Origin of the sequence: Psychroflexus sp. ALD_RP9 (assembly GCF_017311165.1) — a bacterium.
Classification (GTDB): Bacteria; Bacteroidota; Bacteroidia; order Flavobacteriales; family Flavobacteriaceae; genus Psychroflexus.
The window spans coordinates 242,181-266,860 of the sequence record NZ_CP062973.1 but is presented as its reverse complement, the minus strand read 5'-3'; the positions used below and the strand labels follow the sequence as shown (position 1 = coordinate 266,860).

The 24,680-nt window shown below is 32.1% G+C and carries 24 protein-coding genes and 2 tRNA genes; 9 read left to right on the top strand and 17 right to left on the bottom strand.

Going from position 1 to position 24,680, the window contains the following annotated elements; genetic code table 11:
- Position 1 precedes the first annotated feature (1 nt).
- The 6 genes from IMZ30_RS01250 to IMZ30_RS01225 all read right to left on the bottom strand — a co-directional run bounded on the left by IMZ30_RS01250 (position 2) and on the right by IMZ30_RS01225 (position 6,106).
- Positions 2-1,282: an aspartyl protease family protein gene (locus IMZ30_RS01250; RefSeq protein WP_207038751.1), complete on the bottom strand. Its 1,281-nt coding sequence runs from the start codon at positions 1,280-1,282 to the stop codon at positions 2-4.
- A 107-nt stretch (positions 1,283-1,389) separates the two neighbouring features.
- On the bottom strand, positions 1,390-2,142 hold the full coding sequence (locus IMZ30_RS01245; RefSeq protein WP_410523993.1) for a LytR/AlgR family response regulator transcription factor: 753 nt from the start codon (positions 2,140-2,142) through the stop codon (positions 1,390-1,392).
- Between the two features lie 4 nt (positions 2,143-2,146).
- A complete protein-coding gene (locus tag IMZ30_RS01240) occupies positions 2,147-3,178 on the bottom strand; it encodes a sensor histidine kinase (RefSeq protein WP_207038750.1) in 1,032 nt (343 codons plus the stop codon).
- A gap of 144 nt (positions 3,179-3,322) precedes the next feature.
- Complete coding sequence (locus IMZ30_RS01235; RefSeq protein WP_207038749.1) at positions 3,323-4,153, bottom strand: GIN domain-containing protein; 831 nt, start codon at positions 4,151-4,153, stop codon at positions 3,323-3,325.
- Positions 4,154-4,188: 35 nt separating this feature from the next.
- Positions 4,189-5,769 (bottom strand): PspC domain-containing protein, encoded by a 1,581-nt coding sequence (locus IMZ30_RS01230; RefSeq protein ID WP_207038748.1) that lies wholly within the window; start codon positions 5,767-5,769, stop codon positions 4,189-4,191.
- A complete protein-coding gene (locus IMZ30_RS01225; RefSeq protein WP_207038747.1) occupies positions 5,762-6,106 on the bottom strand; it encodes a PadR family transcriptional regulator in 345 nt (114 codons plus the stop codon). Before IMZ30_RS01225 ends, IMZ30_RS01230 begins: the two co-directional genes overlap by 8 nt.
- Positions 6,107-6,275: 169 nt before the next feature.
- Between IMZ30_RS01225 and IMZ30_RS01220 the strand changes: the two genes are divergently transcribed.
- The 3 genes from IMZ30_RS01220 to IMZ30_RS01215 all read left to right on the top strand — a co-directional run bounded on the left by IMZ30_RS01220 (position 6,276) and on the right by IMZ30_RS01215 (position 8,375).
- A complete protein-coding gene (locus tag IMZ30_RS01220; RefSeq protein ID WP_207038746.1) occupies positions 6,276-6,731 on the top strand; it encodes a DUF4442 domain-containing protein in 456 nt (151 codons plus the stop codon).
- Positions 6,732-6,833: 102 nt separating this feature from the next.
- The gene (locus tag IMZ30_RS12000; protein WP_242529677.1) at positions 6,834-7,028 is read left to right on the top strand and encodes a hypothetical protein; all 195 of its coding nucleotides are present in this window, start codon (positions 6,834-6,836) and stop codon (positions 7,026-7,028) included.
- Between the two features lie 111 nt (positions 7,029-7,139).
- On the top strand, positions 7,140-8,375 hold the full coding sequence (locus IMZ30_RS01215; protein WP_242529676.1) for an anthranilate synthase component I family protein: 1,236 nt from the start codon (positions 7,140-7,142) through the stop codon (positions 8,373-8,375).
- A 22-nt stretch (positions 8,376-8,397) separates the two neighbouring features.
- Here IMZ30_RS01215 and IMZ30_RS01210 read toward each other — a convergent pair whose 3' ends face one another.
- Both IMZ30_RS01210 and pyrE read right to left on the bottom strand, forming a co-directional pair.
- Positions 8,398-8,790: an SRPBCC family protein gene (locus IMZ30_RS01210; RefSeq protein WP_207038744.1), complete on the bottom strand. Its 393-nt coding sequence runs from the start codon at positions 8,788-8,790 to the stop codon at positions 8,398-8,400.
- Between the two features lie 3 nt (positions 8,791-8,793).
- On the bottom strand, positions 8,794-9,438 hold the full coding sequence (gene pyrE / locus IMZ30_RS01205) for an orotate phosphoribosyltransferase (RefSeq protein WP_207038743.1): 645 nt from the start codon (positions 9,436-9,438) through the stop codon (positions 8,794-8,796).
- 7 nt (positions 9,439-9,445) lie between these two features.
- On the opposite strand from pyrE, the gene IMZ30_RS01200 reads away from it, so the two are divergent.
- Entirely contained in the window at positions 9,446-10,060 is a 615-nt protein-coding gene (locus IMZ30_RS01200) for an NUDIX hydrolase (RefSeq protein WP_207038742.1), read from the top strand.
- Here the strand turns inward: IMZ30_RS01200 and IMZ30_RS01195 are convergent.
- Entirely contained in the window at positions 10,038-11,771 is a 1,734-nt protein-coding gene (locus IMZ30_RS01195) for a M14 family metallopeptidase (RefSeq protein WP_207038741.1), read from the bottom strand. The genes IMZ30_RS01200 and IMZ30_RS01195 overlap by 23 nt on opposite strands.
- A 155-nt stretch (positions 11,772-11,926) precedes the next feature.
- On the opposite strand from IMZ30_RS01195, the gene IMZ30_RS01190 reads away from it, so the two are divergent.
- Positions 11,927-13,873, top strand: a complete 1,947-nt coding sequence (locus IMZ30_RS01190) for a TonB-dependent receptor domain-containing protein (protein WP_207038740.1) — start codon at positions 11,927-11,929, stop codon at positions 13,871-13,873.
- Here the strand turns inward: IMZ30_RS01190 and coaD are convergent.
- The 4 genes from coaD to IMZ30_RS01170 all read right to left on the bottom strand — a co-directional run bounded on the left by coaD (position 13,870) and on the right by IMZ30_RS01170 (position 17,829).
- A complete protein-coding gene (gene coaD / locus IMZ30_RS01185) occupies positions 13,870-14,331 on the bottom strand; it encodes a pantetheine-phosphate adenylyltransferase (RefSeq protein ID WP_207038739.1) in 462 nt (153 codons plus the stop codon). The genes IMZ30_RS01190 and coaD overlap by 4 nt on opposite strands.
- 92 nt (positions 14,332-14,423) lie before the next feature.
- Entirely contained in the window at positions 14,424-15,401 is a 978-nt protein-coding gene (locus tag IMZ30_RS01180; protein WP_207038738.1) for a D-alanine--D-alanine ligase, read from the bottom strand.
- A gap of 33 nt (positions 15,402-15,434) precedes the next feature.
- The gene (locus tag IMZ30_RS01175) at positions 15,435-16,121 is read right to left on the bottom strand and encodes an RluA family pseudouridine synthase (RefSeq protein WP_207038737.1); all 687 of its coding nucleotides are present in this window, start codon (positions 16,119-16,121) and stop codon (positions 15,435-15,437) included.
- Between the two features lie 64 nt (positions 16,122-16,185).
- Complete coding sequence (locus IMZ30_RS01170) at positions 16,186-17,829, bottom strand: acyl-CoA carboxylase subunit beta (protein WP_207038736.1); 1,644 nt, start codon at positions 17,827-17,829, stop codon at positions 16,186-16,188.
- Positions 17,830-17,978: 149 nt separating this feature from the next.
- On the opposite strand from IMZ30_RS01170, the gene IMZ30_RS01165 reads away from it, so the two are divergent.
- A complete protein-coding gene (locus IMZ30_RS01165) occupies positions 17,979-18,155 on the top strand; it encodes a CAL67264 family membrane protein (protein ID WP_200796286.1) in 177 nt (58 codons plus the stop codon).
- Positions 18,156-18,165: 10 nt separating this feature from the next.
- Complete coding sequence (gene ettA / locus IMZ30_RS01160; RefSeq protein ID WP_207038735.1) at positions 18,166-19,854, top strand: energy-dependent translational throttle protein EttA; 1,689 nt, start codon at positions 18,166-18,168, stop codon at positions 19,852-19,854.
- 71 nt (positions 19,855-19,925) lie between these two features.
- Here the strand turns inward: ettA and rpsT are convergent, their stop codons facing one another.
- The 4 genes from rpsT to proS all read right to left on the bottom strand — a co-directional run bounded on the left by rpsT (position 19,926) and on the right by proS (position 21,906).
- Positions 19,926-20,177: a 30S ribosomal protein S20 gene (rpsT, locus tag IMZ30_RS01155; protein ID WP_073191443.1), complete on the bottom strand. Its 252-nt coding sequence runs from the start codon at positions 20,175-20,177 to the stop codon at positions 19,926-19,928.
- Positions 20,178-20,191: 14 nt separating this feature from the next.
- Positions 20,192-20,263: transfer RNA gene (locus tag IMZ30_RS01150), tRNA-Glu, on the bottom strand.
- A 27-nt stretch (positions 20,264-20,290) separates the two neighbouring features.
- Positions 20,291-20,362 (bottom strand) — tRNA-Glu (locus tag IMZ30_RS01145).
- Between the two features lie 65 nt (positions 20,363-20,427).
- A complete protein-coding gene (gene proS, locus IMZ30_RS01140; RefSeq protein WP_207038734.1) occupies positions 20,428-21,906 on the bottom strand; it encodes a proline--tRNA ligase in 1,479 nt (492 codons plus the stop codon).
- Positions 21,907-22,006: 100 nt separating this feature from the next.
- On the opposite strand from proS, the gene IMZ30_RS01135 reads away from it, so the two are divergent.
- Both IMZ30_RS01135 and IMZ30_RS01130 read left to right on the top strand, forming a co-directional pair.
- Positions 22,007-23,164, top strand: a complete 1,158-nt coding sequence (locus IMZ30_RS01135) for a hypothetical protein (RefSeq protein ID WP_207038733.1) — start codon at positions 22,007-22,009, stop codon at positions 23,162-23,164.
- An 18-nt stretch (positions 23,165-23,182) separates the two neighbouring features.
- Positions 23,183-24,679 carry an OmpP1/FadL family transporter gene (locus IMZ30_RS01130; RefSeq protein ID WP_207038732.1) on the top strand — a complete coding sequence of 499 codons (1,497 nt, stop codon included), beginning with the start codon at positions 23,183-23,185 and terminating at the stop codon, positions 24,677-24,679.
- Position 24,680 lies beyond the last annotated feature (1 nt).

Genomic DNA, 24,680 nt, shown 5'->3' with positions numbered 1-24,680 from the left:
TTTAATCGAATATAGATTTTAAACGAAATTTTACTTTAAAACGTTTATTTTTTCTTTGAATTTTAAGCTTGATTTCAGGATTTCCATCTTGACTAAATAATTGATTAATTTCTTGTGAATTATACTTACTTATAGCTTTATTATTGATGCTAAGTATTCGATCGCCTATTTTTAAATCTGTATTTGAAGCTGGTGAATTCGGTCTTATGTTAGCAATAATGATGATATTATCTACGCTTACAAATGATGAGCTTGTGTCTTTCTCACTTGATAAATCATCATAAGGTGTTTTGTTTAAGTTTTGGTTATTTTTGTAAGGCGATTTGCGATAAACCGTTGTATATGTTTTTCCTGCATAGTTTAAAATGAGCCCACTTTTATCATAATTAAAGTTATCTTTAATAAATTTATTGGGTTTTGTGTGTAGTTTGTTTTTAGGATAGTTTATAAAAAGCTTGAAGCGTCTTAAAATTTCTGCACCAACTAAACCATCTTTAAAGCTAGCTGGATTTATCTGAGATTTAGGAACAAAAGCATAATAGGGCTTTTTAAAGTTGGTGCCAAATATTTTTGCAGAGTTTGCTTTAGAGCGATAACCAAAAATGGGTTGATTTAAACCATAGCCTAAAATATCGAAATAATTAATAGCAGGTTTTTGAATTGAATCTGTTTCAATTAGCCAAAAACTGCCACTTGCACCTAAATCTATCAATAAATTTAAGTTTTTATGTGTTCTCTGGTTTGTTGTTACTTGAGCTTCTAAATAAGGTTTTCCTGCATTAATTTGAAAAGAAGTTTTGTGGTAACGCCTTAATTGGCGTCTAAACTTTTTAGGATTATATAGCCTAATAATACGTCTATTATAGTCTATTTTCACCATATGATTTTTAAAAAAATCGTAGCCAATAATTCCATCGATGTCGATGCCCAATTTATTACTGAGTTGCCAATCTTTATTGGTAATGTAATATAGATTTGCGTTTGGGTTTACAAAGCTCTTAAATTTTACAGTAGCATTTATTAAATAAGCCTCAACTGATTTTTCATTACCCAAACTCCTGACCTTAATTTTTTTGAAATTTGTCGTGTCAATTTGAGGTGAAAGACTATTAAAAATCACGGTTTTATTAACACCTGTGTCAAGTAAAAACGACTTAGGCTGGTTGTTAATTTCCCCTTTCAGGATAATAAGATTATTAAAGACTTCAAACTTTAACTTAACAGAACGCTTTTGATCTAAAATTTGAAATTGCGCATTTGTCTTGAGCGTAAGTAATAACAAAAAAACACAAAAATAATATTTAGAATAATTATAATTCACACTACAAAATAGGCTATTTCTAAGTATAACAACAAGACAATTAACCTAATTTATACATTTGTGGATGTTTAGTTAATCCAATTTTTGAAGTCTTTTACCTTTTCTCTACTTACAATAGGTATTTCTTCAACATTTGCTTTTAAAACCACTCTTAGTCTACTGTTTGAATAAGCAACAAGCTCTTTAATATAATTAATATTAATAATAAATTTTCGGCTAATTTTAAAAAACTGTTCCGGGTTTAACTGGGTGTTAAGCTCATCTAGACTTTGGTCAATAACATAAGTTTTTCCAAGCTCATTAACCAAGTAAGTTGCTTTATCATGACTATAAAAACACTGAATATTGCTGGTTTGAAACAGTTTAATATGGTCACCAACTTTTACAGTAAAACGTTCTTTGTAATCATGTTGATTCATGTTATTGAGAAACAGATTTTTAATCATCTCAACATCGTAAGTATTCGATTTGGCTTGCGTTTTAAATTTTTGAACCGCAGTTTCTAACTCAGACTGGTCTATGGGTTTTAGTAAATAATCAATGCTGTTAAGTTTAAAAGCTTTTAGAGCATATTCATCATAAGCTGTTGTAAAAATTATAGCACTTTTAATCTGGATCTGTTCAAAAATCTCGAATGATAGACCGTCACTTAATTGTATATCTAAAAACAACAATTCTGGTTGCTTATTATTAGCGAACCAATTTATGGCTTCAGAAACTGAGTGTAAAGTTTTTAACACTTTAATATCTAGCTGTGAAACCAATTTTTTTAAGCGTCGCGCAGCTGGCTTTTCATCTTCAATAATAATTGCTGAAATCATAACTTTATTTTATTAGCGGAATTTCAACAGAAAATTGTGTTCTTGTTTCAATAACTTCAACTTGACGAGCTGTAAATTTAGAAACACGATGTTTGATATTTTCAAGGCCAATTCCGTTTCTTTTAGATTGGTATTGTTGTTTTTTATTAATATTATTTGAAACCCTAAGTGTTTCGTTTTTTGTTTCAATTGAAATAATCAAGGCATTTTCTTCTGAAATTTTATTGTGTTTAATGGCGTTTTCAATTAACAGTTGAAGTGATAAAGGTATAATTTTAAATTCCTCATTTTCATTTGAGCTAATTTCAAATTTTACGCTGTTTTCAAATCGCATTTCAATGAGTTTCATATAGCGTTTGGCAAAAGACAATTCTTCACTTAAGCTTACTAACTCTTTACTTTTATGGTCTAACACATAACGATAAATTCGAGAAAGGTGAGTGGTAAATTCTTGTGCTTTTTCTGGGTTTTCATCAATCAATGCACTTAAAACGTTTAAACTATTAAATAAAAAATGCGGATCTAATTGATTTTTCAATGCGTCATATTGAGCAGTAGTTTGCGCATTTTCATAAGCTTGTTCTCGAAGTTTAGATTCTTGTAAAGCTTTGTAAAAATAAATGGCATGAAAAATTAAAGTTACTAAAAAAGCAATGAGCATGGCAAAAATGTAGGTTGCAGCAAACTGACTTTCTAGAAATTGATTATGACTAAGACCTTCTATGACGACAAAATGAACATATCGCGCTATAAAAAATGCAGCTGTAGACCAAATTACAGAGCCTATTACGCCAATTAAAATTATCTTTTTAACATCTCGATACCAATTATATTTTTTATAAATAACAGCAAAACTTAACATGTTAACCAAACCGATAATAAATGCATACAAGAAATTTATAGCATAAGCCTTAAAATTAAATAGGACTTGTACATTAAAATCTTGCGCAATAAAATCGGTTAGCCTTATAAATACTGAAATAGCCACGGATACTATTGTAAACCTGATAATAGCTTGTTTTAATCTTGCGTTCATAATACTTTTAATTTAAAACAAAGATGCTTAGAGATAGACCTAAATGTAAAACTTAAAATGATGAGTTGTTATTTTTTTAGGATGAAATGAAAAAAATCCCTCTTTTAAAAGGGATTTTAAAAACTAAAACAAACAACAATAGGCTTAGTGTAATGAAACTCTACCGCCTGATGATTTATTAATGTTTAATTGACCATTTGGTTTATTGTAATAATCTATGTCGCCACCACTTGAAGCTGTAGCATCAAGACTTACAATAGGAAATGTTTTTATTGATGAGCCACTACTTGCTGAGGCCACGACATTATTTGCTTTTAATTTAGAGGCATCAATTTCTGAACCACTTGAAGTTTTTGCTTTAAAATGGTCTGCTATTCCTTCAATTTCAATTTCTGCACCACTAGAAGCCGAAGTTTCCATGCTAATAACATCTGCATTTAACTCTATTTCAGCACCACTTGAGCTAGAAGCCCAAACTTCGTTACCTTTTAACTGAAGTTCTGCTTCGGCACCGCTAGATACCTTTAAATCGAGTTGATTAAATGCTAAGTTTAAATTGGTTTCAGCGCCACTTGAGATATTGAAGCTTAAATCTTCAAAATTAAGTTTCTTGTTAGCTGTAACCTCAACGCCTGCACTCAAACTTATTTTAGTTAGTGATTCCGTAAAATAAACCTCAATAAGTTTGGCGTCAGCTTGCCCAATAGTTTCTTTTGCAGATATTTTAAGCGATTTTCCATTGTTTTCAACGGTCAGTAATTCAATTAAATTTTCGTTGGCTTCCACAACCAACTTGTTTTCATTAGAAGGTATTAAAACAACTTGCCAGTTATTAGAAATCTTCAATTCGGTAAAGGTGTTTGTTGTCATTGTTTTAGTTTCAATTTCACCTTTACCATTAACTTTAGAAAGGTTTGAGACAACATTGCAACTTACGATACTCATCGTAATTATTACATAAATAACATATTTCATGAGACTTAACATAGGTTTGGTTTTAAGAGATTAATTTAATTAATATGATTGTTTTCAATTTCTTGACAAGTTAAACATTTTAGATTTTTACCTTCAACTTGAAGTAATTGGTTGTATTTAATTAGGTTAAATTCATTAAAATTTTGGAAGTTACTCTTATAGGTTTTAACCGATTCATCAAAGTTAAGATGAATTCCCTCTGGTAGAAGAATACTTACATCAATACTAATTCTATGATTTACAAACTGAGGTTGCGTTGAAAAGTAATTATTTAATTTAATGTTTTTTGTTTCAGTTAAAATATTGTAATCTATTTGTTTAGCTAGTGCTTTGGCATTTGCTTTTGAAGTCGAGTAGGCCGATTTTTCAACACGTATTTTAACAACACTGTCGTTTGAAGGAATAAAATTGAGGTTAATCATGTTGCCAATTGTGAGCTCTTTATTGCTTTCGTCAAACACGATTTTATTTTTAGAGCTTTTATGAGAATTTAGGTTGAATCTTAAATTTTCATTCATACTGATATTTAAGGTATCCTGATTATTATAGTTGGTTTCTATAACTTTAACTAATTCAACCTTTTGACTATCTTTTAAATTCTGTTTGATACTGAAGAAGATCAAACTAAACACTGCTATAATCCATAAGGAAAATAAACTAATATTGATAGGTTTCCCAATTTTTCTGAGGTTATTAATAAGCAATTTTAGTCCTAAAATAAGCAGGTAAAAAAAGGGTATACCAATGCTAAAGAAAATCATCACGGCATAAGCCCAAATGGGTAAATCAAGTTCAGATAAACCAAAGTCATAGTAATTAGTGTCTTCAAAAAAACTAAATGAGCTTAGGCCAAAAAGAGAAAAAACAAGTGAGAGCAAGACTATTCCAGAGATAAAAATAAGAATAACACCAAGAAATTTTTTAATAAAGTTACCAATAGCTTCAAAGATATTATATAGACTGTTACCTAGTTTTTGTGCGCCAGACTTGGTTTGAGCTTTATATTTTTCATAATCAATATCATCCATTTTCTGGGCGAATTTTTCATAATTCTCTTTTACTTTTCGTTCAATATTCGAAAAATTAATGGGTTTACCGCGCATAGCTAGTTTTTCAGAAGTAGTTAAAGCTGGCGGTATTAAAAGCCAACATGCAATGTAAATGATGACTCCTGTGCCTGCACTAAAAATCGCAATTAAAATAAATAGAACACGTATCCAAATAGCGTCAATTCTAAAATAATGCCCAAAGCCAGCTGAAACACCACCTAAAATGCTTGTATCTTTATCCCGATATAATTTACGGTAACTTTTGTAATTCTTATTTGAGAAGTCCTGATAATCTGTCGTGTCATCAACACGGTAATCTTCTGGATTCCCCATTATTTTAATTACTTTTTCAACAACTTCAACAGATATAACTTGCTGCTCATCTTGCCGGTCTTCCATAAAAATTTCAGCAATCCGTACTTCAATGTCATTAATTATTTCGTCTTTACTCTCTTCATTATGCAAATAAAGTTTTATATCATCTAAATAAGATTTAAGCTTATTAAAAGCAATCTCATCGATGTGAAAAAAGATACTTCCTAAATTAATACTTATTGTTTTATTCATTATTGTCAGTTTTATTCGTTGTTATTGTGTTTACAGCAAATTGTAAATCTTGCCATGTAGACCCAAGCTCATTTAAAAATAATTGGCCTTTGTTAGTTAATTTATAATATTTCCTTGGTGGTCCGCCAGTAGATTCTTCCCAGCGATATTCTAGTAATTTTCCATTTTTTAAACGCGTTAACAAAGGATAAATCGTTCCTTCAACTACAAGAAGCTTAGCATCTTTTAATGTCTCTAATATTTCAGCCACGTAGGCATCATTTTTAGCCAAGACAGACAAAATGCAGTATTCTAAAATACCTTTTCGCATTTGTGCTTTTGTGTTTTCTATATTCATAAGAGTTGATTTCTAATCTGAATTTTATACAAAGATATATTTAAAAGAAGTTACTATGTAATGCAAGGTAGTATAATTTAACTTAAAATTAACAATTTAAGTAATGTCTTTTTTGGACAAAAACCGACTGAAATTGAGTATAATTAATTATTTTGTGTAAAATTTTTAAATGAAGTTTACTGTACAAAATATTAATCGTTTTTTATTTTTAAAATTGCCTATTGCTTGGATAGCCGGAGTGCGTTTAACCAAACTAGCGCCTGAAGCCACAGAGGCAAAAGCGAGATTAAAATGGTTAAGTCAAAATCCATTTAATAGTATGTATTTTGCCGTTCAAGCTATGGCAGCTGAGTTAACAACTGGAGTTTTAGTTATGCGGGAAATAAACGAAAGCCATCAATCTGTTTCGATGTTGGTAGCTGAAAATTCTGCAATTTTTCACAAAAAAGCGAGAGGTAAAATTACTTTTACATGTGTGGATGCTAAATTGGTTAAAACTACCGTAAATAATGCTATTTTAACTAAAAAGGGACAAACAGTTTGGTTAAACTCTAAAGCTTTTGATCAAGAGCGTAACTGTGTTTCTGAATTTCAATTTAAATGGACTTTAAAGTTAAAGTCTTAATTTGTTAATATACCTTTAACAATATTTGATGCTTTAAAGTGCTATATTTAAATTCTAAACTTTAGCTTATAGAACACTACTACCTATCGAAAAAATTACATTATGGCACGTGCTATGTTAGAGTATTCTAAACAAATCTTAGCTAAAGTAAGTTTTGATGCTAAGTTGTTCTGTAAAGAATTAGCCAAACTAACGCGGTTATTACAACCACATGAAATTGAAGAAATCCGTATATTTATTCAACCTCTTTTACGAAAGAACCCTGAATTAAACCGATGTTTGATTTATATTAATTAAATATCTTAACTCATTTACTAATTGTATATTTGAGCCGTTTTTGAAGTATTTCTTGTGAGAATAAATCAAAGTTTCAGGCTTAAGAATCCCTATAAATTTAAACAACAATTAATGCAGTGGGCTTCGTCTCATAACAGTTGTTGGATTTTTGATGGGCAACAAATGGCTTCTAAATTTAAAAATTTTGATGCTGTAATTGCAGTAGGGAAGAGGTCGCTACTAAAATCCTTTGATCATAATGCTTTAGATCAATTACAAACCTTCATTAACCAATCTAATGACTGGTTGATGTGCTGTTTAAGTTATGATTTAAAAAATCCGATTGAAAATCTTAGTTCTAATAATTTCGACGGTATTAATTTTCCTCAAATCTTGGCAGTTCAACCACAAAAAGTTTTTACGATAAAAGACAGTAAACTTGAATGTTATTATCCGAAAGATGTTTCAAGAGAAATAGAAACAGATTTCACAAAAATCCGAGGATTAAACATCAATCTAAAGTTAAAGCAACAGTTTTTAGATTTTAACTCACGCCTTTCTAAAGAAACTTATTTATCAAGCATTAATCAATTAAAGTCTCACATCAAGCGTGGTGATATTTATGAAATTAATTTTTGTCAGGAGTTTTATACGCACACGCCTCATTTTTATGGGTTTGATGCATTTAAACAATTAAATCATCGTTCTAAGGCGCCATTTTCGGCCTTTGTAAAGTTTGATGAATTTCAAATTGTTTCAGCGAGTCCAGAGCGATTTTTAACCAAAAAAGACTTTCGATTACTCTCACAGCCTATTAAAGGAACTGCTAAACGTGGTCAGTCTTTAGTTGAAGATCAAAATTTAATTAAAGAACTTGCAACAGACCCTAAAGAACTTGCAGAAAATATTATGATAGTAGATTTGGTACGAAACGATTTATCTAAATTAGCAACTAAAGCAAGTGTTAATGTCGATGAACTGTGTAACATTTATACTTTTGAACAAGTGCATCAAATGATTTCTACAATTTCCTGTGAATTAAAACCCAATATTAATTTCACTTCAATTTTAGAAGCAACATTCCCGATGGGAAGTATGACAGGCGCACCAAAAATTGAAGCGATGAAATTAGCCGAATCTTTCGAAACTACTAAACGCGGTTTATACAGTGGTAGTATTGGTTATATAACACCTAATGGTGATTTTGATTTTAATGTTGTAATTAGAAGTTTGCTTTACAACGCAAAAACAGCTTACTTATCTTACATGGTTGGTAGTGCGATAACAGACCAATCTATTCCTGAAAATGAATACAATGAATGCTTATTAAAAGGAAAAGCCCTGCAAGAAATATTTTGCAAGGCTTAGTTTAAATTTAAGTCAGCTTTTATTAAATTTTACTGATATTTTCACTTAAGGTAGTGATGAATTTCTTGATAGGACTTTTTATCATCATCGCCATCATACTGTTAAATTCGCCTTCAAAAATAAGTTGAACTTCACTGCTCGAATCATCTAAAGCTTCAATATTACCTTTAAGTGTAAACGGTAATTTATCGCTTGTGGCACCTAAAATTACTTCTTTAGGAGAGTTTGCCTCATTCAATTTTAATTTAATGACTGGCATACCCTTTAATTGAAATAAAAAGGCGTCATCCTCAAGGGTTTCAAATTTTTCAATTGACTCGGGCATTAATTTTTCAAAATTTTCAACAGATTTCAAAAAATTAAACACTTCAACTTGTGATTTCTTTACGGTAACTTTTGGACTTTCTAAATGCATGTGTTATGGTTTCCATTGGGCAGGATTTGTGCGCCAAGTTTTTAATAATTCGAGTTCTTTTGCGTTTAAATAATTGGTTTTGTAAGCTTGATCTAGTAAACTGTCGTAATTGCCTAATGTACGTAAATCAACTTTAGCGTTTTCAAAATTTTCTTTAGCGATTTCGAATCCGTAAGTAAAAATAGCCATCATGCCTTTTATTTTAGCATTTGCTTCTGTTTTTAAGGCTTCAACTGCATTTAGACTACTTTTTCCTGTACTGATTAAATCTTCAATTACAACAACATTTTGGTGTTGATCTATAAAACCTTCAATTTGATTTTTACGGCCATGTTTTTTCGGTTCAGGTCTAACATAAACAAACGGCAAACCTAAATAATTGGCTACCAAAGCGCCAACTCCGATTGCACCTGTAGCTACGCCAGCAATAACATCGGGTTGACCATAAATTTGTTCAACTGATTTAGCCATTTCAGCAACAATATAGTTACGAATGCTTGGGTATGAAAGTATAATGCGGTTATCGCAGTAAATTGGAGATTTCCAGCCACTAGCCCAAGTAAAAGGCGTTTGTGGGTTTAATTTTATTGCGTTAATTTGCAATAAGAGTTCTGCAGTTTTATTGGCGGTTTGCTCGGTTAAAATCATAGTGCAAATGTATAAAGTTTTCGTTAATGATGTACCAATTATTTTGTCGACTGATAAGGTAATAGATCATCGCTATTTATCATTACCTATAAAAGGTGCTAAAATTAAACAATTAATTAAACAAATAGAAAAAGGCGAATTAAGGCATTTGCATTTATATCACAAAAAAGAACATAAACTTCTTAAGCACCTTAAAAGAAAACTGAAACCTATTGTTGCTGGTGGTGGAAAAGTGTTTAACCAACATGGCGAAATTTTATTTATTTACCGAAATAAAAAATGGGATTTGCCTAAAGGAAAAATGGAAAAGGGTGAAACTATTGAAGATACGGCAATTCGAGAAGTTGAAGAAGAAACTTTAGTTGAAGGTTTACAAATTGTTAAACCACTTGAGATAACCTATCACGTTATGAAGCGTAAAGGTAAGTATCGTTTAAAAATTACGCACTGGTATGAAATGTATACCGAATATGATGGTACACTTATACCACAACGTCAAGAAGGCATAACAAGGGTAAAATGGAAAAACAAGAAAAAAGCTATCAAGGCGCTTCAGAAATCTTATGCCAATATCAAACTTTTATTTACTGAAGACTACTTTACTCCATCAGACGATAAATAGGATATTTTAAATGTGCGGTTTCATAATATGGCGAATGTTTATGTAGCCAATCTAATTGAGCATACCAATTATTTTTAAAGCTTTTATCGGTCTTTTTCATTTGCTCAAATTCTGTTTTAAGCTTGGGGTTTTCTTCTAATATTTTTATGGCTAAATCTTCAAAAACATATGGCGAAAAGCCTTCTTTTTGCTGTAAGATGGCATCAAAAAAGTTCCAATTGAAAAATGAGTCTACAGCCATTGGTTCAAGCGTTTCAAGAAGGTAGCGAATTCCAGGTTGGTTCGTATTGACAATTACATCTCCAGGTGTTATTTTAATTTGACTAATTTCAGTTGAAACCGACGTATTAAAGTGTAAATAATGTCCTTCATAAGGCGATTTTCGAGTATTATAGTCAGCGATTGTGTAGCGCTCGACTTTTATTAAAGTATCTGCTACAAAACGTTCAATATTGATGTTATTCCATTTTAATAAGTCTATAATTTCGGTGTATTGTTGAGGTATAATATACGCTTCAGGGATTTTAATAGAATCCTTAGCTTTAAAGTAATTGAAATATTTGATATTAGTGGTTATTGGTTTTTCTCGGTTATACTTCAGTCTTGGTAGATCAGTTACTTGACTTATAATGGTATCGGCCTGATAGCCTAAAAATTTTAAGTCTGAAGTTTTAGAACTATCAACAACATAATTAAAAGCATAGGTTGAGGCGTTTTGGAAGGCTTCGGTTTGTTGTTGTTTTAAGTCTTTAATTTTTTCAGCATGATTTTGACTTATATTTATAATACTTTTTAGCATTTCTAAAGTACCTTCTACACGTGTTTTATAAGGTTTTAGCATATGTGTTTCGATCATTAAACCGAGTGTGTTATATAAACTTGTGTAGCCGGTTGAGTATCTTGGAGAATCATTAAATTGTGTAAATCCTTTGTTGGGAGGTCTATTAAATACATTAACATAAGGCGTGATTTCCCAATTTTTGTTAACCAAGCTATTTTCAATTTCTGGTCTAAATGTTGTATTTAAAAATTCACCTAAGCTTCGTCCTAATTTGTTATGTTGTGTAAATAAATGTGTTAATGTATACTGGTAATCAGCGCCGTTACTTACATGTGTATCTACAAAGACATGTGGCTGAACACTGTGGAAAATATCAAAAAAAGCTTTACTGTTTTTGGAGTCTGATTTTATAAAATCGCGATTTAAGTCATAGTTTTTTGCGTTGCCACGAAAGCCATATTCAACGGGACCATTTTGATTTACTCTTGAAGTTGAGTTGCGTTGCAATGCACCACCAATATTATAAATAGGTATACTGTAAACTTCAACTGGTACTTCAGTTTTTATCTCGCCATTTGTTAAAGCTTTAAATAATAGCATAGAAGCATCTATACCATCAGGTTCCCCAGGATGAATTCCATTATTAATTAAAATTTTTAACGGTGTTTTAGCAGCAGGATTTGAGCTAAACTTTACCAAGTGTAAAGGTTGGCCGCTGTCAGTTTCATAGTGCTCAGAAATACTGACTTTTGCATTTTTGTTTGCTATATTCTTATAAAAGTCAATAACTTCCAAATAAGTTGAAGTCGAATCACCATTTGAGCGTTCAAAAGCAGTACTATGTGCATCTTCTTTATATTTTTTTTCTTGACTATTTTGACAACTAACAAGGCTAATTATTAAAATTAGTATTAAATATGGTTTAAACATTATAAAATTTTTGAGTCTAAATTTATAAATATAATACATTGCCAAAAAATACAATAATTGTGGACAGTATATTGCGAATTTTATTAGTGATTATTTTGATGTTAAATTATTCAGTTTACGCTCAAAAAGATACCACCCAACTAAATGAAGTTTTTTTGAAAACAAAATATACGACTGCCAATGAGTTAACTCAAGTTTTTAGCCGTTTAAATTCTCAAGATTTAGTTGAAAGTCCACAACAAAACTTTACTTCAGTTTTACAAAGGTTGCCAGGAATTCATTTACAGCAAGGTGCTTTAAATACAACTAAAATTAATGTTCGAGGAATTGGCGCACGATCTCAGTACCAAACTAATCGCTTAAAAATGTATTTAAATTCAATACCTATTTCAACAGCAAATGGCACCTCAAGTATAGACGATTTTGATGTTTTGATGCTTAACGGTTTACAATTATTTAAAGGGCCAAAATCAACTAATTATGGCGCGAGACTTGGTGGTGTTGTGGTTTTAAATGCAGAGCCTAAACCTCTAAATTATGCGCGTACTGAGCAAAACTTTGGTAGTAATAATTATTTTAAACAGCATTATGAAGCTAATATAACCTCAAAAAACAGTCAATATAAATTGGCTTACAATAATTTGAGTTATGGAGGTTTTAGAGAAAACTCTAACTATCAGAGAGAAAGTTACTTACTAACCACCAATCATGAGTTAAGTGAGAAACATCAGTTGAAGTTTTTAGCTCATGGCGTTAGTTTAAAAGCTTTTATCCCAAGTTCTCTAAACCAAACAGACCTAGACGATAGCCCTGAATCTGCAGCTTTTACATGGCGCCAATCACGAGGTTATGAGCATTATACAAAATCGGTACTTGGTTTAACTTTAGTATCAAATTGGCAACCTAATTTTAGCCAAGAAACGGCTGTTTTTTATAATTACATAGATGCTTATGAACCGCGACCATTTGATATTTTAAGCACTGAATTATCAGGTTTTGGTGCGAGACATTTAAGCAGTTACAGTTTTACAAGTTTTGGTTTACATTCTCGACTTCAATTGGGTGCCGAATTCCAGTCTGAAAATGTTTCAGTTTCTAATTATGAAAACTTATATGAACAATTTAATCGTGGTAGTGTAGAAGGTAAACGTATTAATCAATTTGATCAGAACAGATATTATGTTGATGTTTTTTCTAACTTCAATATAGTTTTTACTGACCAATTAAGTCTTGATTTAGGTTTGGCAATTAATCAAACTGGTTTCAAACAAACCGATGTGCTCCAAAATATTGAATCAAATTTTAATTATGATTTAAGTATTTTACCAAAGATGATGGCAAAGTATGTTATCGATTCAACTCACGTAATTGAAGCATCTGTAAGCAAAGGTTTTTCGGTTCCTACTTTACAAGAAAGTTTAACAGAAACAGGTAGTTTCAATACTAATCTTAAACCCGAAGAAGCTTGGCAATATGAGCTGATTTATTCAACAAAACCGTTTGAATGGCTAGAAGCGAGCCTAACAGCTTACTATATTGATGTTCAAAATTTAATTGTTGCTAGACGTGTTGCAGAAGATCGTTTTGTTGGAGTTAATGCAGGCTCAACGAATCATCCTGGTCTAGAAATCTCTCTAGAGTCTGATTTTGCAATTGCTAAAAAAATTAGGCTTGAGCTATTTAGCAATTCAAGCTTCAACTTTTATGAATTTGACAATTTTATTGATGGTGAAAATAATTATAATGGCAATGATTTAACAGGAGTGCCACAGTATTTAATGAATTTTGGAATAAATGCTAATTATAAAAGATTCAGTTTAAATTTTTTGACTAATGCTGTTTCAAAACTACCGGTTAATGATGCTAATTCAGTTTACACAGAATCTTATGTAGTGAGTCATTTAAATTTAAATTATAAAATTAGATTAGCTTCACAAATTGATTTTTTAATTAGAGCTGGAGTTCAAAACATATTCGATAATGCCTATACAGCAAGTGTTGTAACAAATGCCGTAGGTTTTGGGGGTTCACAGCCAAGATATTTCTATCCAGGAGAACCGCGTCAGTTTTTTACTGGTTTAGGGTTAAATTATCAATTTTAACGAGGTTTTAGTCGAACTGCGTCAGGTACTAAGCTCGTGTAATCTCCATTGTTTCTAATAACATCTCTAACAATAGAGGAAGAAATATAGCTTTTGCCACTAGAAGTAAGTAAAAATACAGTTTCTATTTGCTCAAGTTTTCGGTTGGTATGAGCGATTGCCTTTTCAAATTCGAAATCAGCCGGATTTCTTAAACCTCTTAAAATAAAATCAGCTTTTTTAAAGTTGCAATAGTCTACCGTTAAACCTTTATAAGTATCAACTTTTATCTTCGGCTCATCTTTAAAAGTCTTTTCTAGAAATTCTTGGCGTTCTTCAAGACTAAACATGTATTTTTTGTCTGCATTAATCCCAATGGCTAAAATAATTTCATCGAACAAAGTTAAGCCTCGCATTATAATATCGTAGTGCCCAAGCGTTAACGGATCAAACGAACCTGGAAAAACTGCTCTTTTCATGTTATATTTTTAAATTATAATAATGTTCTAATTTACTAAAACCATTCAGTTTAGTACAAGATTTGTACATCAAATTATCCCTAGTTTAAAATTTAATGCTGTATTGCAGTAACGATGGCTTGATTAAATAATTCAGTTAAACTAATATTCATCGCTTTAGCTTGTTGTGGTAAAATACTAGCTTCGGTCAGGCCAGGGCAAGCATTACACTCTATAAAATGGGGTTCTCCATTATGAAAAATGAATTCGGAACGAGTTAAGCCTTTAAGTTTTAAAACTTTAAAGATTTTTTCGGCTTCTTTTTGTACTTTTTTAGTGGCTTTAGTTGAAATATTTGCAGGTGTAATTTCTTGAGATTTTCCATTATACTTGGCGTCAAAGTCAAAAAATTCGTTCTCAGAAATTATTTCAGTAACCGGTAAAGCTGTAATTTTATTGTGCCACTTAATCACGCCAACACTTACCTCAGTTCCGTCTAAAAATGATTCGATAATAACTTCATTATCTTCTTTTAATGCATGCTTAATAGCTGGAATTATTTCAGTTTTAGACTTTACCTTAGTAATTCCAAAACTACTACCGGCGCGATTGGCTTTAACAAAACAAGGTAAGCCAACTTTTTTAATAATTTCATCTTCGTTTATAAGGTCACCGCGATCTACAAAAAAGTTACGAGCAGTTTTTATACCATAAGCTTTTAAGACTGAAATACAGTCTCTTTTATTGAAGGTTAATGCCGCTTGGTAATAGTCGCTTGCTGTTTGCGGTATATCTAAGTTTTGAAGATATGCTTGAATTAAACCGTCTTCACCAGGAGTTCCGTGAATCGTGTTAAATGCACAGTCAAATTTTATTTTTTCACCATTAACTTCAATTGAGAAATCAGCTTTATTTATAGGAATTTTTTCTTCTTCAGGTGTTAAAGCATACCATTCATTTTTTAAAATATGCGCTCTAAATATTTGGTATTTTTCTTTTGGTAAATATTTATAGACTACTTCGCCACTTTTTAGAGAAATTTCATACTCACTAGAATAGCCGCCCATTAAAATGGCTATATTTTTTTTCATGCTTAAAATTTTAAATCAAATATAAATTAAATATTAGAGGCAATCTTGCCAAAGTTGATCATTTGGGACATCTGCTTCAAAATTTATAAGGTCTTTTTTTACAGGATGCTCAAGTTCTAAGTATCGGGCATGAAGACATATACTAGCATCAGGATTACTGCGTTTAGCTCCGTATTTTAAATCACCTTTTATAGGTGAGCCAATTGCTGAAAGCTGACTTCTAATTTGATGATGTCGACCTGTCTCTAATTGAATTTCTAGGAGATGGAAGTTGTCAAGTTTTTTTATTATTCTGTAGTTTAAGACACCCTTTTTGCTATCATTTACAGGCTTAACGTTAGCATAAGATTTATTTTGCTTGTGATTGCGCTTTAAATAATGTACTAAAGTTGAAGCCTCTTTTTCTGGAGGCTTTTTAACAATTGCCCAATAAGTTTTAGAGGGTTTATGTTCTGCAAAAGCTTTGTTTAGGCGTTTTAATGCCTTAGAAGTTTTAGCAAATACGACTAAACCACTAGTTGGTCTATCAAGTCTGTGTACAACACCTAAAAATACATTACCTGGCTTATTATATTTTATTTTGATGTATTTTTTAATGATTTCGCTTAAAGGAATATCTCCTGTTTTATCACCCTGAACAATATCACCTGCACGTTTGTTAACCACAATTAAATGATTGTCTTCATAAACAATGTTTAGGTTTTCTGAGTTTGTTTTCATTAAGTGATAAAGCTAAGTGCTTATTATTTATGATTTTTAACTTGACTTATAAAACAGCTTTAAATTAGGTTTGGATAATTCCCATGTTAAAATCTTTGGTGATTGGTGCATGATTAGCAACTTCAATACCTGTTGAAATCCAATGTCTTGTTTCTAAAGGTTCTATTACGGCATCTGTCCAAAGTCTAGCGGCTGCATAATATGGACTTGTTTGTTGGTCGTAATCAGATTTTATTTTATCATACAGTGTTTTTTCTTTCTCTTCTGTAATTTTTTCACCTTTAGCTTTCAGTCTAGAAGTTTCTATTTGAAGTAGAACTTTTGCAGCAGAATTACCACTCATTACAGCTAATTCTGCACTAGGCCATGCAGCAATTAATCTTGGGTCGTAGGCTTTACCGCACATTGCATAATTACCAGCGCCATAAGAATTACCAATAACAATTGTAAATTTTGGAACTACCGAATTACTCACAGCATTTACCATTTTAGCACCATCTTTAATAATACCGCCATGTTCACTTTTGCTGCCTACCATAAATCCAGTAACATCTTGTAAAAAAACTAATGGAATTTTTTTCTGGTTGCAATTTGCAATAAATCTGGTTGCTTTATCAGCAGAATCACTATAAATCACACCGCCAAATTGCATTTCACTTGGTTTACTTTTAGATTTTGTTGTTTTAACAATCTTACGTTGATTTGCTACTATACCAACAGCCCAACCATCTATACGAGCATAACCCGTAATGATTGTTTGTCCATAACCAGATTTGTATTCATCAAATTCAGAATTATCAACAAGGCGTTCGATTATTGGCATCATATCATATTGATCACTTCGTTTTTCAGGAAGCAACCCATAAATTTCATTTTGATCTTTTTTAGGATTTTTAGGAGTTATACGATTAAATCCTGCTTTTTCATAATCGCCAATTTTATCAAATACAGACTTAATTCGGTCAAGCGCATCTTTATCATCTTTAGCTTTATAGTCAGTTACGCCACTCACCTCGCAATGCGTTGTAGCACCTCCAAGAGTTTCATTATCTATACTTTCACCAATAGCAGCTTTAACAAGATAACTTCCAGCCAAGAATATACTACCTGTTTTTTCTACGATTAAGGCTTCATCACTCATGATTGGAAGATAAGCGCCACCAGCAACACAACTTCCCATGACTGCTGCAATTTGAGTAATTCCCTTGCTACTCATTACAGCATTATTTCTAAAAATACGACCAAAATGCTCTTTATCTGGAAAAATTTCGTCCTGCATGGGTAAAAATACGCCAGCACTATCAACAAGGTAAATTATTGGTAAATTATTCTCGATAGAAATTTCTTGAGCTCTGAGATTCTTTTTTCCAGTGATAGGAAACCAAGCACCTGCTTTTACAGTTGCATCATTAGCTACCACAATAACTTTCTTGCCAGACACTTCACCAATCTTAACAACAACGCCACCACTAGGGCAGCCACCATATTCTTTATACATATCATCACCAGCAAATGCACCTATTTCAATAGCTTTTTTGGGTTGATCTAATAAGTAATCAATGCGTTCACGAGCCGTCATCTTTCCCTTATCATGATGTTTGTCAATTTTTTTTTGACCACCACCAAGATGGACTTTTTTGAGTTTATGTCTAAGGTCTGAAACTAAAAGTTTATTATGATCTTCGTTTTTATTGAATTTAATATCCATCGGCTGAAAAAGTTTTGTGCTAAAATACAAATTAGTATGATTTACTAAATCGATTGCGACGACAATTTAATTATAAATTAGCGATGTTAGTTGAAATTATGAGAACCTAGAAATCATTATATTTGCTAGTTGAAATTTAAAAAAGAACTATGAATAAAAACACAGTTTTAGCCTGGGCAACATTTATAATGATTATCGTTGGACTAGGTTTAATAGCTTTAGGTGCATTTAGATATAACGAAGTTGCTGGTTGGGGCTTTGCCGCTGTTGGTATTGGTTTTTTTGCTATTGCATGGGTGTTTAATGCTTTAAAAGGCCGCGTTTAAAATATATAATATGGAAGATAAAAAAGTAATTTTTTCAATGTCTGGGGTAAGCAAAACTTATCCAGGTGCAAATAAACCTGTGCTAAAAAATATTTATCTCAGTTTTTTCTATGGTGCTAAAATAGGGATACTTGGACTTAATGGTTCAGGTAAGTCTACCTTAATGAAAATCATAGCAGGTCAAGAAAAAAATTATCAGGGTGATGTTGTTTTTTCTCAGGATTATTCTGTCGGGTATTTAGAGCAAGAACCTGAACTAAATCCCGATAAAACAGTACTGGAAGTAGTTAAAGAAGGTGTAGCCGATGTTGTTGCTATTTTAGATGAATATAATAAAATTAACGATGATTTTGGTTTGCCTGAGGTTTATGAAAACCCAGATAAAATGCAAAAGTTAATGGATAGACAAGCAGACCTACAGGACAAAATTGATGCCACAAATGCTTGGGAGCTTGACAATAAACTCGAAGTAGCTATGGACGCTTTAAGAACACCTGATGCTGATAAGAAAATTTCAGTATTATCGGGAGGTGAAAAAAGACGTGTTGCACTTTGTAGGTTATTATTGCAAGAACCTGACGTTTTACTTCTTGATGAGCCAACTAACCACTTAGACGCAGAGTCTGTACACTGGTTAGAGCACCACTTGCAACAATATAAAGGTACAGTCATTGCTGTAACTCATGACCGTTATTTTTTAGATAATGTAGCAGGATGGATTTTAGAATTAGATCGTGGTGAGGGTATTCCGTGGAAAGGTAATTACTCGTCATGGCTTGATCAAAAGTCAAAACGGATGTCACAAGAGCAAAAACAAGCTTCTAAACGCCAAAAAACTTTAGAACGAGAGTTAGAATGGGTTAAAATGGCTCCTAAAGGAAGGCAATCAAAGCAAAAGGCACGATTGAAAAATTATGATAAATTAATGAGTCAAGATCAAGAGAAACTTGATGAAAAACTTGAAATATACATACCTAATGGTCCGAGGCTTGGTACAAACGTAATTGAAGCAAAAGGGGTTAGTAAAGCTTTTGATAGTAAATTACTTTATGAAGATTTAAACTTTAAACTACCGCAAGCAGGTATTGTTGGTGTTATAGGACCTAATGGTGCTGGTAAAACAACCATTTTTAAAATGATTATGGGTGAAGAAACACCTGATAAAGGTGAGTTTGTAGTTGGTGAAACTGCTAAAATCGCTTATGTAGATCAGGCTCACAGTGACATTGATCCAGATAAAAGTATCTGGGAAAATTTCTGTGATGGTCAAGAACTTATTATGATGGGTGGTCGAAAAGTCAATTCACGTGCTTACTTAAGCCGATTTAATTTTTCAGGTAGTGAACAAAATAAAAAAGTGAATACACTTTCAGGTGGTGAGCGTAATCGATTACACTTAGCGATGACCTTGAGAGAAGAAGGAAATGTATTGTTATTAGATGAACCAACTAATGACCTTGATGTTAATACTTTAAGAGCATTAGAAGAAGGGCTCGAGAATTTTGCGGGTTGTGCAGTAGTAATATCACACGACCGTTGGTTTTTAGATCGTATATGCACACATATTTTAGCCTTTGAAGGAGATTCTCAAGTTTACTTTTTTGAAGGAAGTTTTAGTGATTATGAAGAAAATAAAAGACAACGCTTAGGTGGAGACCTAATGCCAAAGAGAATTAAATACAAAAAGTTGGTAAGATAATTACCAACTTTTTATTTAACAGAAAAAGGCGGTTTTTTAAACCGCCTTTATTTTATAAGAAATATTATAATTTATAAAGATGCTACGTGCTTAGTTAAGCTAGATTTTAAATTAGCAGCTTTATTACTGTGTATAATATTCTTCTTTGCTAACTTATCAACAACTGAATAAACTTCAGCTAATTTCTTTTCAGCCTCTGCTTTATCTGTAGTTGACTTTAAATTCTTTATAATAGTACGAGCAGTCTTGTGCTGATAACGATTTCTTAATCGTTTAGTTTCGCTGTTACGAATTCTTTTTAATGCTGATTTGTGATTTGCCATTATAAAATGTTTTGTAGTCCGTAGGGGATTCGAACCCCTGTTACTAGGATGAAAACCTAGCGTCCTAACCCCTAGACGAACGGACCAATTTAGTATTTCAAATATAATTTCTGTAGTCCGTAGGGGATTCGAACCCCTGTTACTAGGATGAAAACCTAGCGTCCTAACCCCTAGACGAACGGACCTTGTTTCATTTGCGGTTGCAAAAATAGATAATAATTACATTTCTGCAAATTTTTATTGATAAAAATTAATATGCTTTAGCAAATAAAACTCTTTGTTGAGAAACTAAGCCTGTTACAATGCATTTCCCTTCATTTTTAGTTGTATTATCAGGAATACATCTTATAGTTGCTTTTGTTTCAGCTTTAATTTTTTCTTCAGTTTCGGCAGTACCATCCCAGTGTGCAGAAATAAAACCACCTTTTGTTTCTATAACTTCCTTAAATTCATCATAACTATCAACTTCAGTGATATTCGAGTCTCTGAAATTTAGGGCTTTTTCAAATAAATTACTTTGGATATCACTCAAATTTTGCACAACTTTTTGACTTATCTCAGATTCTTGGATAAAGTTTTTTGTTAAGGTATCTCTTCTTGCAAGCTCAACTGTTCCTTTCTCAAGGTCTTTAGGTCCTATGGCAATTCGTAGTGGAACACCTTGTAGCTCATACTGAGCAAACTTCCAGCCAGGTTTATGAGTATCACGATCATCAAATTTAACTGAAATGCCTTTATCTTGAAGTTCTGACTTAATTTGATTTGCTTTTTCACTTACTTGCTTAAGTTGTTCTTCATTTCTAAAAATAGGAACTATAACAACTTGAAATGGTGCTAATTTTGGAGGTAGAACTAAGCCGTGATCGTCACTATGCGTCATAATTAATGCGCCCATCAATCTTGTGGATACGCCCCAACTTGTTGCCCAAACAAAGTCTTGCTTTCCTTCTTTAGAAGTATATTTTACATCAAATGCTTTTGCGAAATTTTGGCCTAAAAAGTGAGATGTACCTGCTTGAAGTGCCTTGCCATCTTGCATAAGTGCTTCTATGCAATAGGTTTCATCGGCACCTGCAAAACGTTCAGATTCTGTTTTTACCCCTTTTATGACAGGTATAGCCATGTAATTTTCTACAAAATCGGCGTAAATACCATTCATTAATTTGGCTTCTTCGAGCGCTTCTTCTTTTGTTTCATGGGCTGTGTGGCCTTCTTGCCATAAAAATTCAGCTGTTCTTAAAAATAGTCTAGTACGCATTTCCCAACGCATAACATTTGCCCATTGATTTATTTTTAAAGGTAAATCACGGTAGGACTGTATCCAATTTTTAAAGGTATTCCAAATAATAGCTTCTGAAGTTGGTCTAATAATAAGCTCTTCTTCTAGTTTTGCATTTTTATCAACTTTGAGCTTTCCAGCCTGATCTTCATCGGTCTTTAATCTATAATGTGTTACTATAGCACATTCTTTAGCAAATCCTTCGGCATTTTTCTCTTCTGCTTCAAACATGCTTTTAGGCACCAGCAATGGAAAATAAGCGTTTTCATGACCTGTTTCTTTAAAGCGTCGGTCAAGTTCAGCTTGAATTTTTTCCCAAATTGCGTAACCGTAAGGTTTTATAACCATACAGCCTCGCACCGAAGAGTTTTCAGCTAAGTCTGCCTTTACAACGAGTTCGTTATACCATTTTGAATAATCTTCGCTGCGTGTTGTTAAGCTTTTACCCATAATTTATCTTTTGGCACAAATATTGATTTATTGTTAATAACTATTTAATTGGCACAAAACTAATTAAATTTGTTATAAGTTTAATTTAAAACCACAAGTTATGTTACAGATCAAAAAAAATTCAATTTTACTAATGAAAGCTTCGGCTGTTTTGTCTGTGGTTTTTATGACTTCATGCGGTTCTTACTCGAACGTGTCTTCATATACAGATGGGATATACAACGAAGATGTTGCACAAACTCAAACTCAAAAGCGTCAACAAGTTCAACAAGTTGAAAGTGAAAATAGGGCGTATACAAAGCAATCAGTTAATGAAGACAACGCTGAATATAGAGATTACTTTAAAAGTCAGGGAGAGTTAATTGAAGAGGCTAGAAGTAAAAATAATGTTTTTACTAATATTGATGAATATTCATCTACAAATACGCAAAATTCTAAAGACCAAATCATTTATCAAGACGATACACAAAATTATGAAAGCGCTAACCCAGCATGGGGCTCTAACCCAACTAGTGTTTCTGTAAATATCTATAATAATAACCCTTGGTTTTATAATGCTGGTTGGAATAACTGGGGTTGGAGAACAGGCTTTTATAGTCCGTTTGGTTTTAATTCTTGGAACAATTTTGGTTGGGGTTTTAATGCTGGCTGGGGTTATCCAGGATGGAATAATTTTGGTTGGGGCTTTAACCCTTATTTTAACGGGTATTACGGTCCTGGATTTGCTTATGGATTTGGTGGTTTTTATGGCTATAGAGGTTTTTACAACCCATGGTTAAGAGGTCGAAATTATTATGGTTATGCTTATCGTAATTATAACCGAAATTTAAGATCTTCTTATGCCGTTAGAAGTCAAAGACCTACATCTATCAGGTCTAATCGCTCAAACCTCTCAAGGAATAGAGCGTTAAATCTAAGACGTGTTAATGCATTAAGGAGTTCTAATATTTCATCACGTTCTAGAACTTCAATAGGTTCTAATAATTCAGTTCGTGTAAGAAACCCTAGAAATATAAGTGCAAGATCAACACGTTCTTCGGTGATTTCATCTAATAATAGACGTACAATCAGAGGAAGTTCATCTAATAGTAGAGGTAGATCTACAGGAGTTAGATCATCTACAATTAGGAGATCTTCACCTACAACAACAAGACGCTCAAGTTCAAGTAGTTCTAGAGTAAGAAGTTCAGGTGGTACAAGATCAAGTGGTAGAAGTTCTGGAGGCCGAAGTTCTGGAGGTAGACGCGGCGGTAGATAATTAACTCAAATTTTAATGATGAAAAAAAATATAATTTTTATAATATTTATTTTGGGCATTAGTTCTAATGCCCAAAATTTTAAAGATGCATTACTTTTTAGTAACGAAGACTTACAAGGTACTGCAAGATTTATGGGTATGGGCGGCGCTTTTGGAGCTGTGGGTGGTGACTTGTCGGCGCTAAAAATAAATCCTGCTGGTAGTGCTATATTTGCAACTAATCAAGCTACTTTTACTCTTGATTATAAGCATAATCACAATAATAATTTATTTAGACAGAATAAAACACAAACTAATTCAAGTGATTTAGATATATCTCAAGCAGGAGTCATGTTTGTTTTTAAAGCTAACAATGAAGATGTTCCTGTCAAAAAAATAACATTTGGTATAAATTATGATCGTGTTAGTAATTTAAATGACGAATTTTTTGCATTTGGTTTAAATAACAACTCAATTGCTAGTTATTTCGTGAACCAAGCAAACGGAATTCCGCTTGATAATCTAACTCCTTTTACTAATGAATCTTTTTTTGAGCGCTATGATGGTATCGGAAATGAATATGGTTTATCTGGTCAAGAAGCTTATTTAGCTTATGAAGCCTTTGTGATAAATTCTACAAATCCGAATGATTTATCTAACACAACCTACGAGCCTAATGTTTTTGCAAATAACCTAAACCAACAGTATGCTTATGGTATAGATGGAAATAGTGGTAAAGTTAGTTTTAATTCTGCTATAGATATTTTTAATAAATTAATGCTTGGTATAAACATTAACGGTTATTTTATTGATTACTCTAGAGCAACTAGTTTTGATGAACAAAATGGAGAAACCAATGGTGTTAATAGAATAGTATTTGATAATTTATTGAACGTAAGAGGCAGTGGAATTTCATTTGATTTTGGTGCAATTTATAAACCTATTAATGAAGTTAGAATAGGTGTAAGTTATAAAACACCAACTTGGATGAATATTCAAGAAGAGTTGTTTCATGAAATAAGTACTAATAGTCAAGACAATGGTTTTGTTAATGCAAATCCTGAAATTTTTAATATTTTTCCAGATTATAAATTTAGAACACCTTCAACTTTTACAGGAAGTTTAGCATTAATCTTAAATAAAAATTTATTGATAAGTGCTGATTTTACAAGCCGAAATTATACCAATATGAAATTTAATTCAAATGGATTTCAACAAGCAAATGAAGAAATTTCTACACTAATGCAAACCGCAACTGAATTAAACTTTGGTGGCGAATACCGTATCAAAAACATTAGTCTTCGTGCTGGTTATAACTATCATGAGAGTCCGTTTTCATCTGAAGTTATTGCTACCGATATTAATAGATTTACTTTTGGTTTAGGTTACGCTTTAGGTAACACGCGATTTGATATTTCTTATGTTAATACGCAACAAGATCGACGTGAACAGGTTATAAGATCTGGTTTAGAAAGTCCAGTAAGCATAAACGCCAATCAACATAATATTACTGCTGGTGTAAGTTTTGCTTTTTAGA

Coding starts and splice junctions, on each gene's coding strand:
- IMZ30_RS01225 (WP_207038747.1), bottom strand. CDS start 6,106: ATGAATATAGAAAACACAAAAGCACAAATGCGAAAAGGTATTTTAGAA.
- IMZ30_RS01175 (WP_207038737.1), bottom strand. CDS start 16,121: ATGAAAACAAACTCAGAAAACCTAAACATTGTTTATGAAGACAATCAT.
- coaD (WP_207038739.1), bottom strand. CDS start 14,331: ATGAAAAGAGCAGTTTTTCCAGGTTCGTTTGATCCGTTAACGCTTGGG.
- IMZ30_RS01195 (WP_207038741.1), bottom strand. CDS start 11,771: ATGTTTAAACCATATTTAATACTAATTTTAATAATTAGCCTTGTTAGT.
- proS (WP_207038734.1), bottom strand. CDS start 21,906: ATGGGTAAAAGCTTAACAACACGCAGCGAAGATTATTCAAAATGGTAT.
- IMZ30_RS01180 (WP_207038738.1), bottom strand. CDS start 15,401: ATGAAAAAAAATATAGCCATTTTAATGGGCGGCTATTCTAGTGAGTAT.
- IMZ30_RS01165 (WP_200796286.1), top strand. CDS start 17,979: ATGAATAAAAACACAGTTTTAGCCTGGGCAACATTTATAATGATTATC.
- IMZ30_RS12000 (WP_242529677.1), top strand. CDS start 6,834: ATGGCACGTGCTATGTTAGAGTATTCTAAACAAATCTTAGCTAAAGTA.
- IMZ30_RS01230 (WP_207038748.1), bottom strand. CDS start 5,769: ATGAATAAAACAATAAGTATTAATTTAGGAAGTATCTTTTTTCACATC.
- IMZ30_RS01130 (WP_207038732.1), top strand. CDS start 23,183: ATGAAAAAAAATATAATTTTTATAATATTTATTTTGGGCATTAGTTCT.
- IMZ30_RS01215 (WP_242529676.1), top strand. CDS start 7,140: ATGCAGTGGGCTTCGTCTCATAACAGTTGTTGGATTTTTGATGGGCAA.
- IMZ30_RS01240 (WP_207038750.1), bottom strand. CDS start 3,178: ATGAACGCAAGATTAAAACAAGCTATTATCAGGTTTACAATAGTATCC.
- IMZ30_RS01220 (WP_207038746.1), top strand. CDS start 6,276: ATGAAGTTTACTGTACAAAATATTAATCGTTTTTTATTTTTAAAATTG.
- IMZ30_RS01200 (WP_207038742.1), top strand. CDS start 9,446: ATGTATAAAGTTTTCGTTAATGATGTACCAATTATTTTGTCGACTGAT.
- IMZ30_RS01210 (WP_207038744.1), bottom strand. CDS start 8,790: ATGCATTTAGAAAGTCCAAAAGTTACCGTAAAGAAATCACAAGTTGAA.
- IMZ30_RS01235 (WP_207038749.1), bottom strand. CDS start 4,153: ATGAAATATGTTATTTATGTAATAATTACGATGAGTATCGTAAGTTGC.
- pyrE (WP_207038743.1), bottom strand. CDS start 9,438: ATGATTTTAACCGAGCAAACCGCCAATAAAACTGCAGAACTCTTATTG.
- ettA (WP_207038735.1), top strand. CDS start 18,166: ATGGAAGATAAAAAAGTAATTTTTTCAATGTCTGGGGTAAGCAAAACT.
- IMZ30_RS01245 (WP_410523993.1), bottom strand. CDS start 2,142: ATGATTTCAGCAATTATTATTGAAGATGAAAAGCCAGCTGCGCGACGC.
- IMZ30_RS01170 (WP_207038736.1), bottom strand. CDS start 17,829: ATGGATATTAAATTCAATAAAAACGAAGATCATAATAAACTTTTAGTT.
- rpsT (WP_073191443.1), bottom strand. CDS start 20,177: ATGGCAAATCACAAATCAGCATTAAAAAGAATTCGTAACAGCGAAACT.
- IMZ30_RS01135 (WP_207038733.1), top strand. CDS start 22,007: ATGTTACAGATCAAAAAAAATTCAATTTTACTAATGAAAGCTTCGGCT.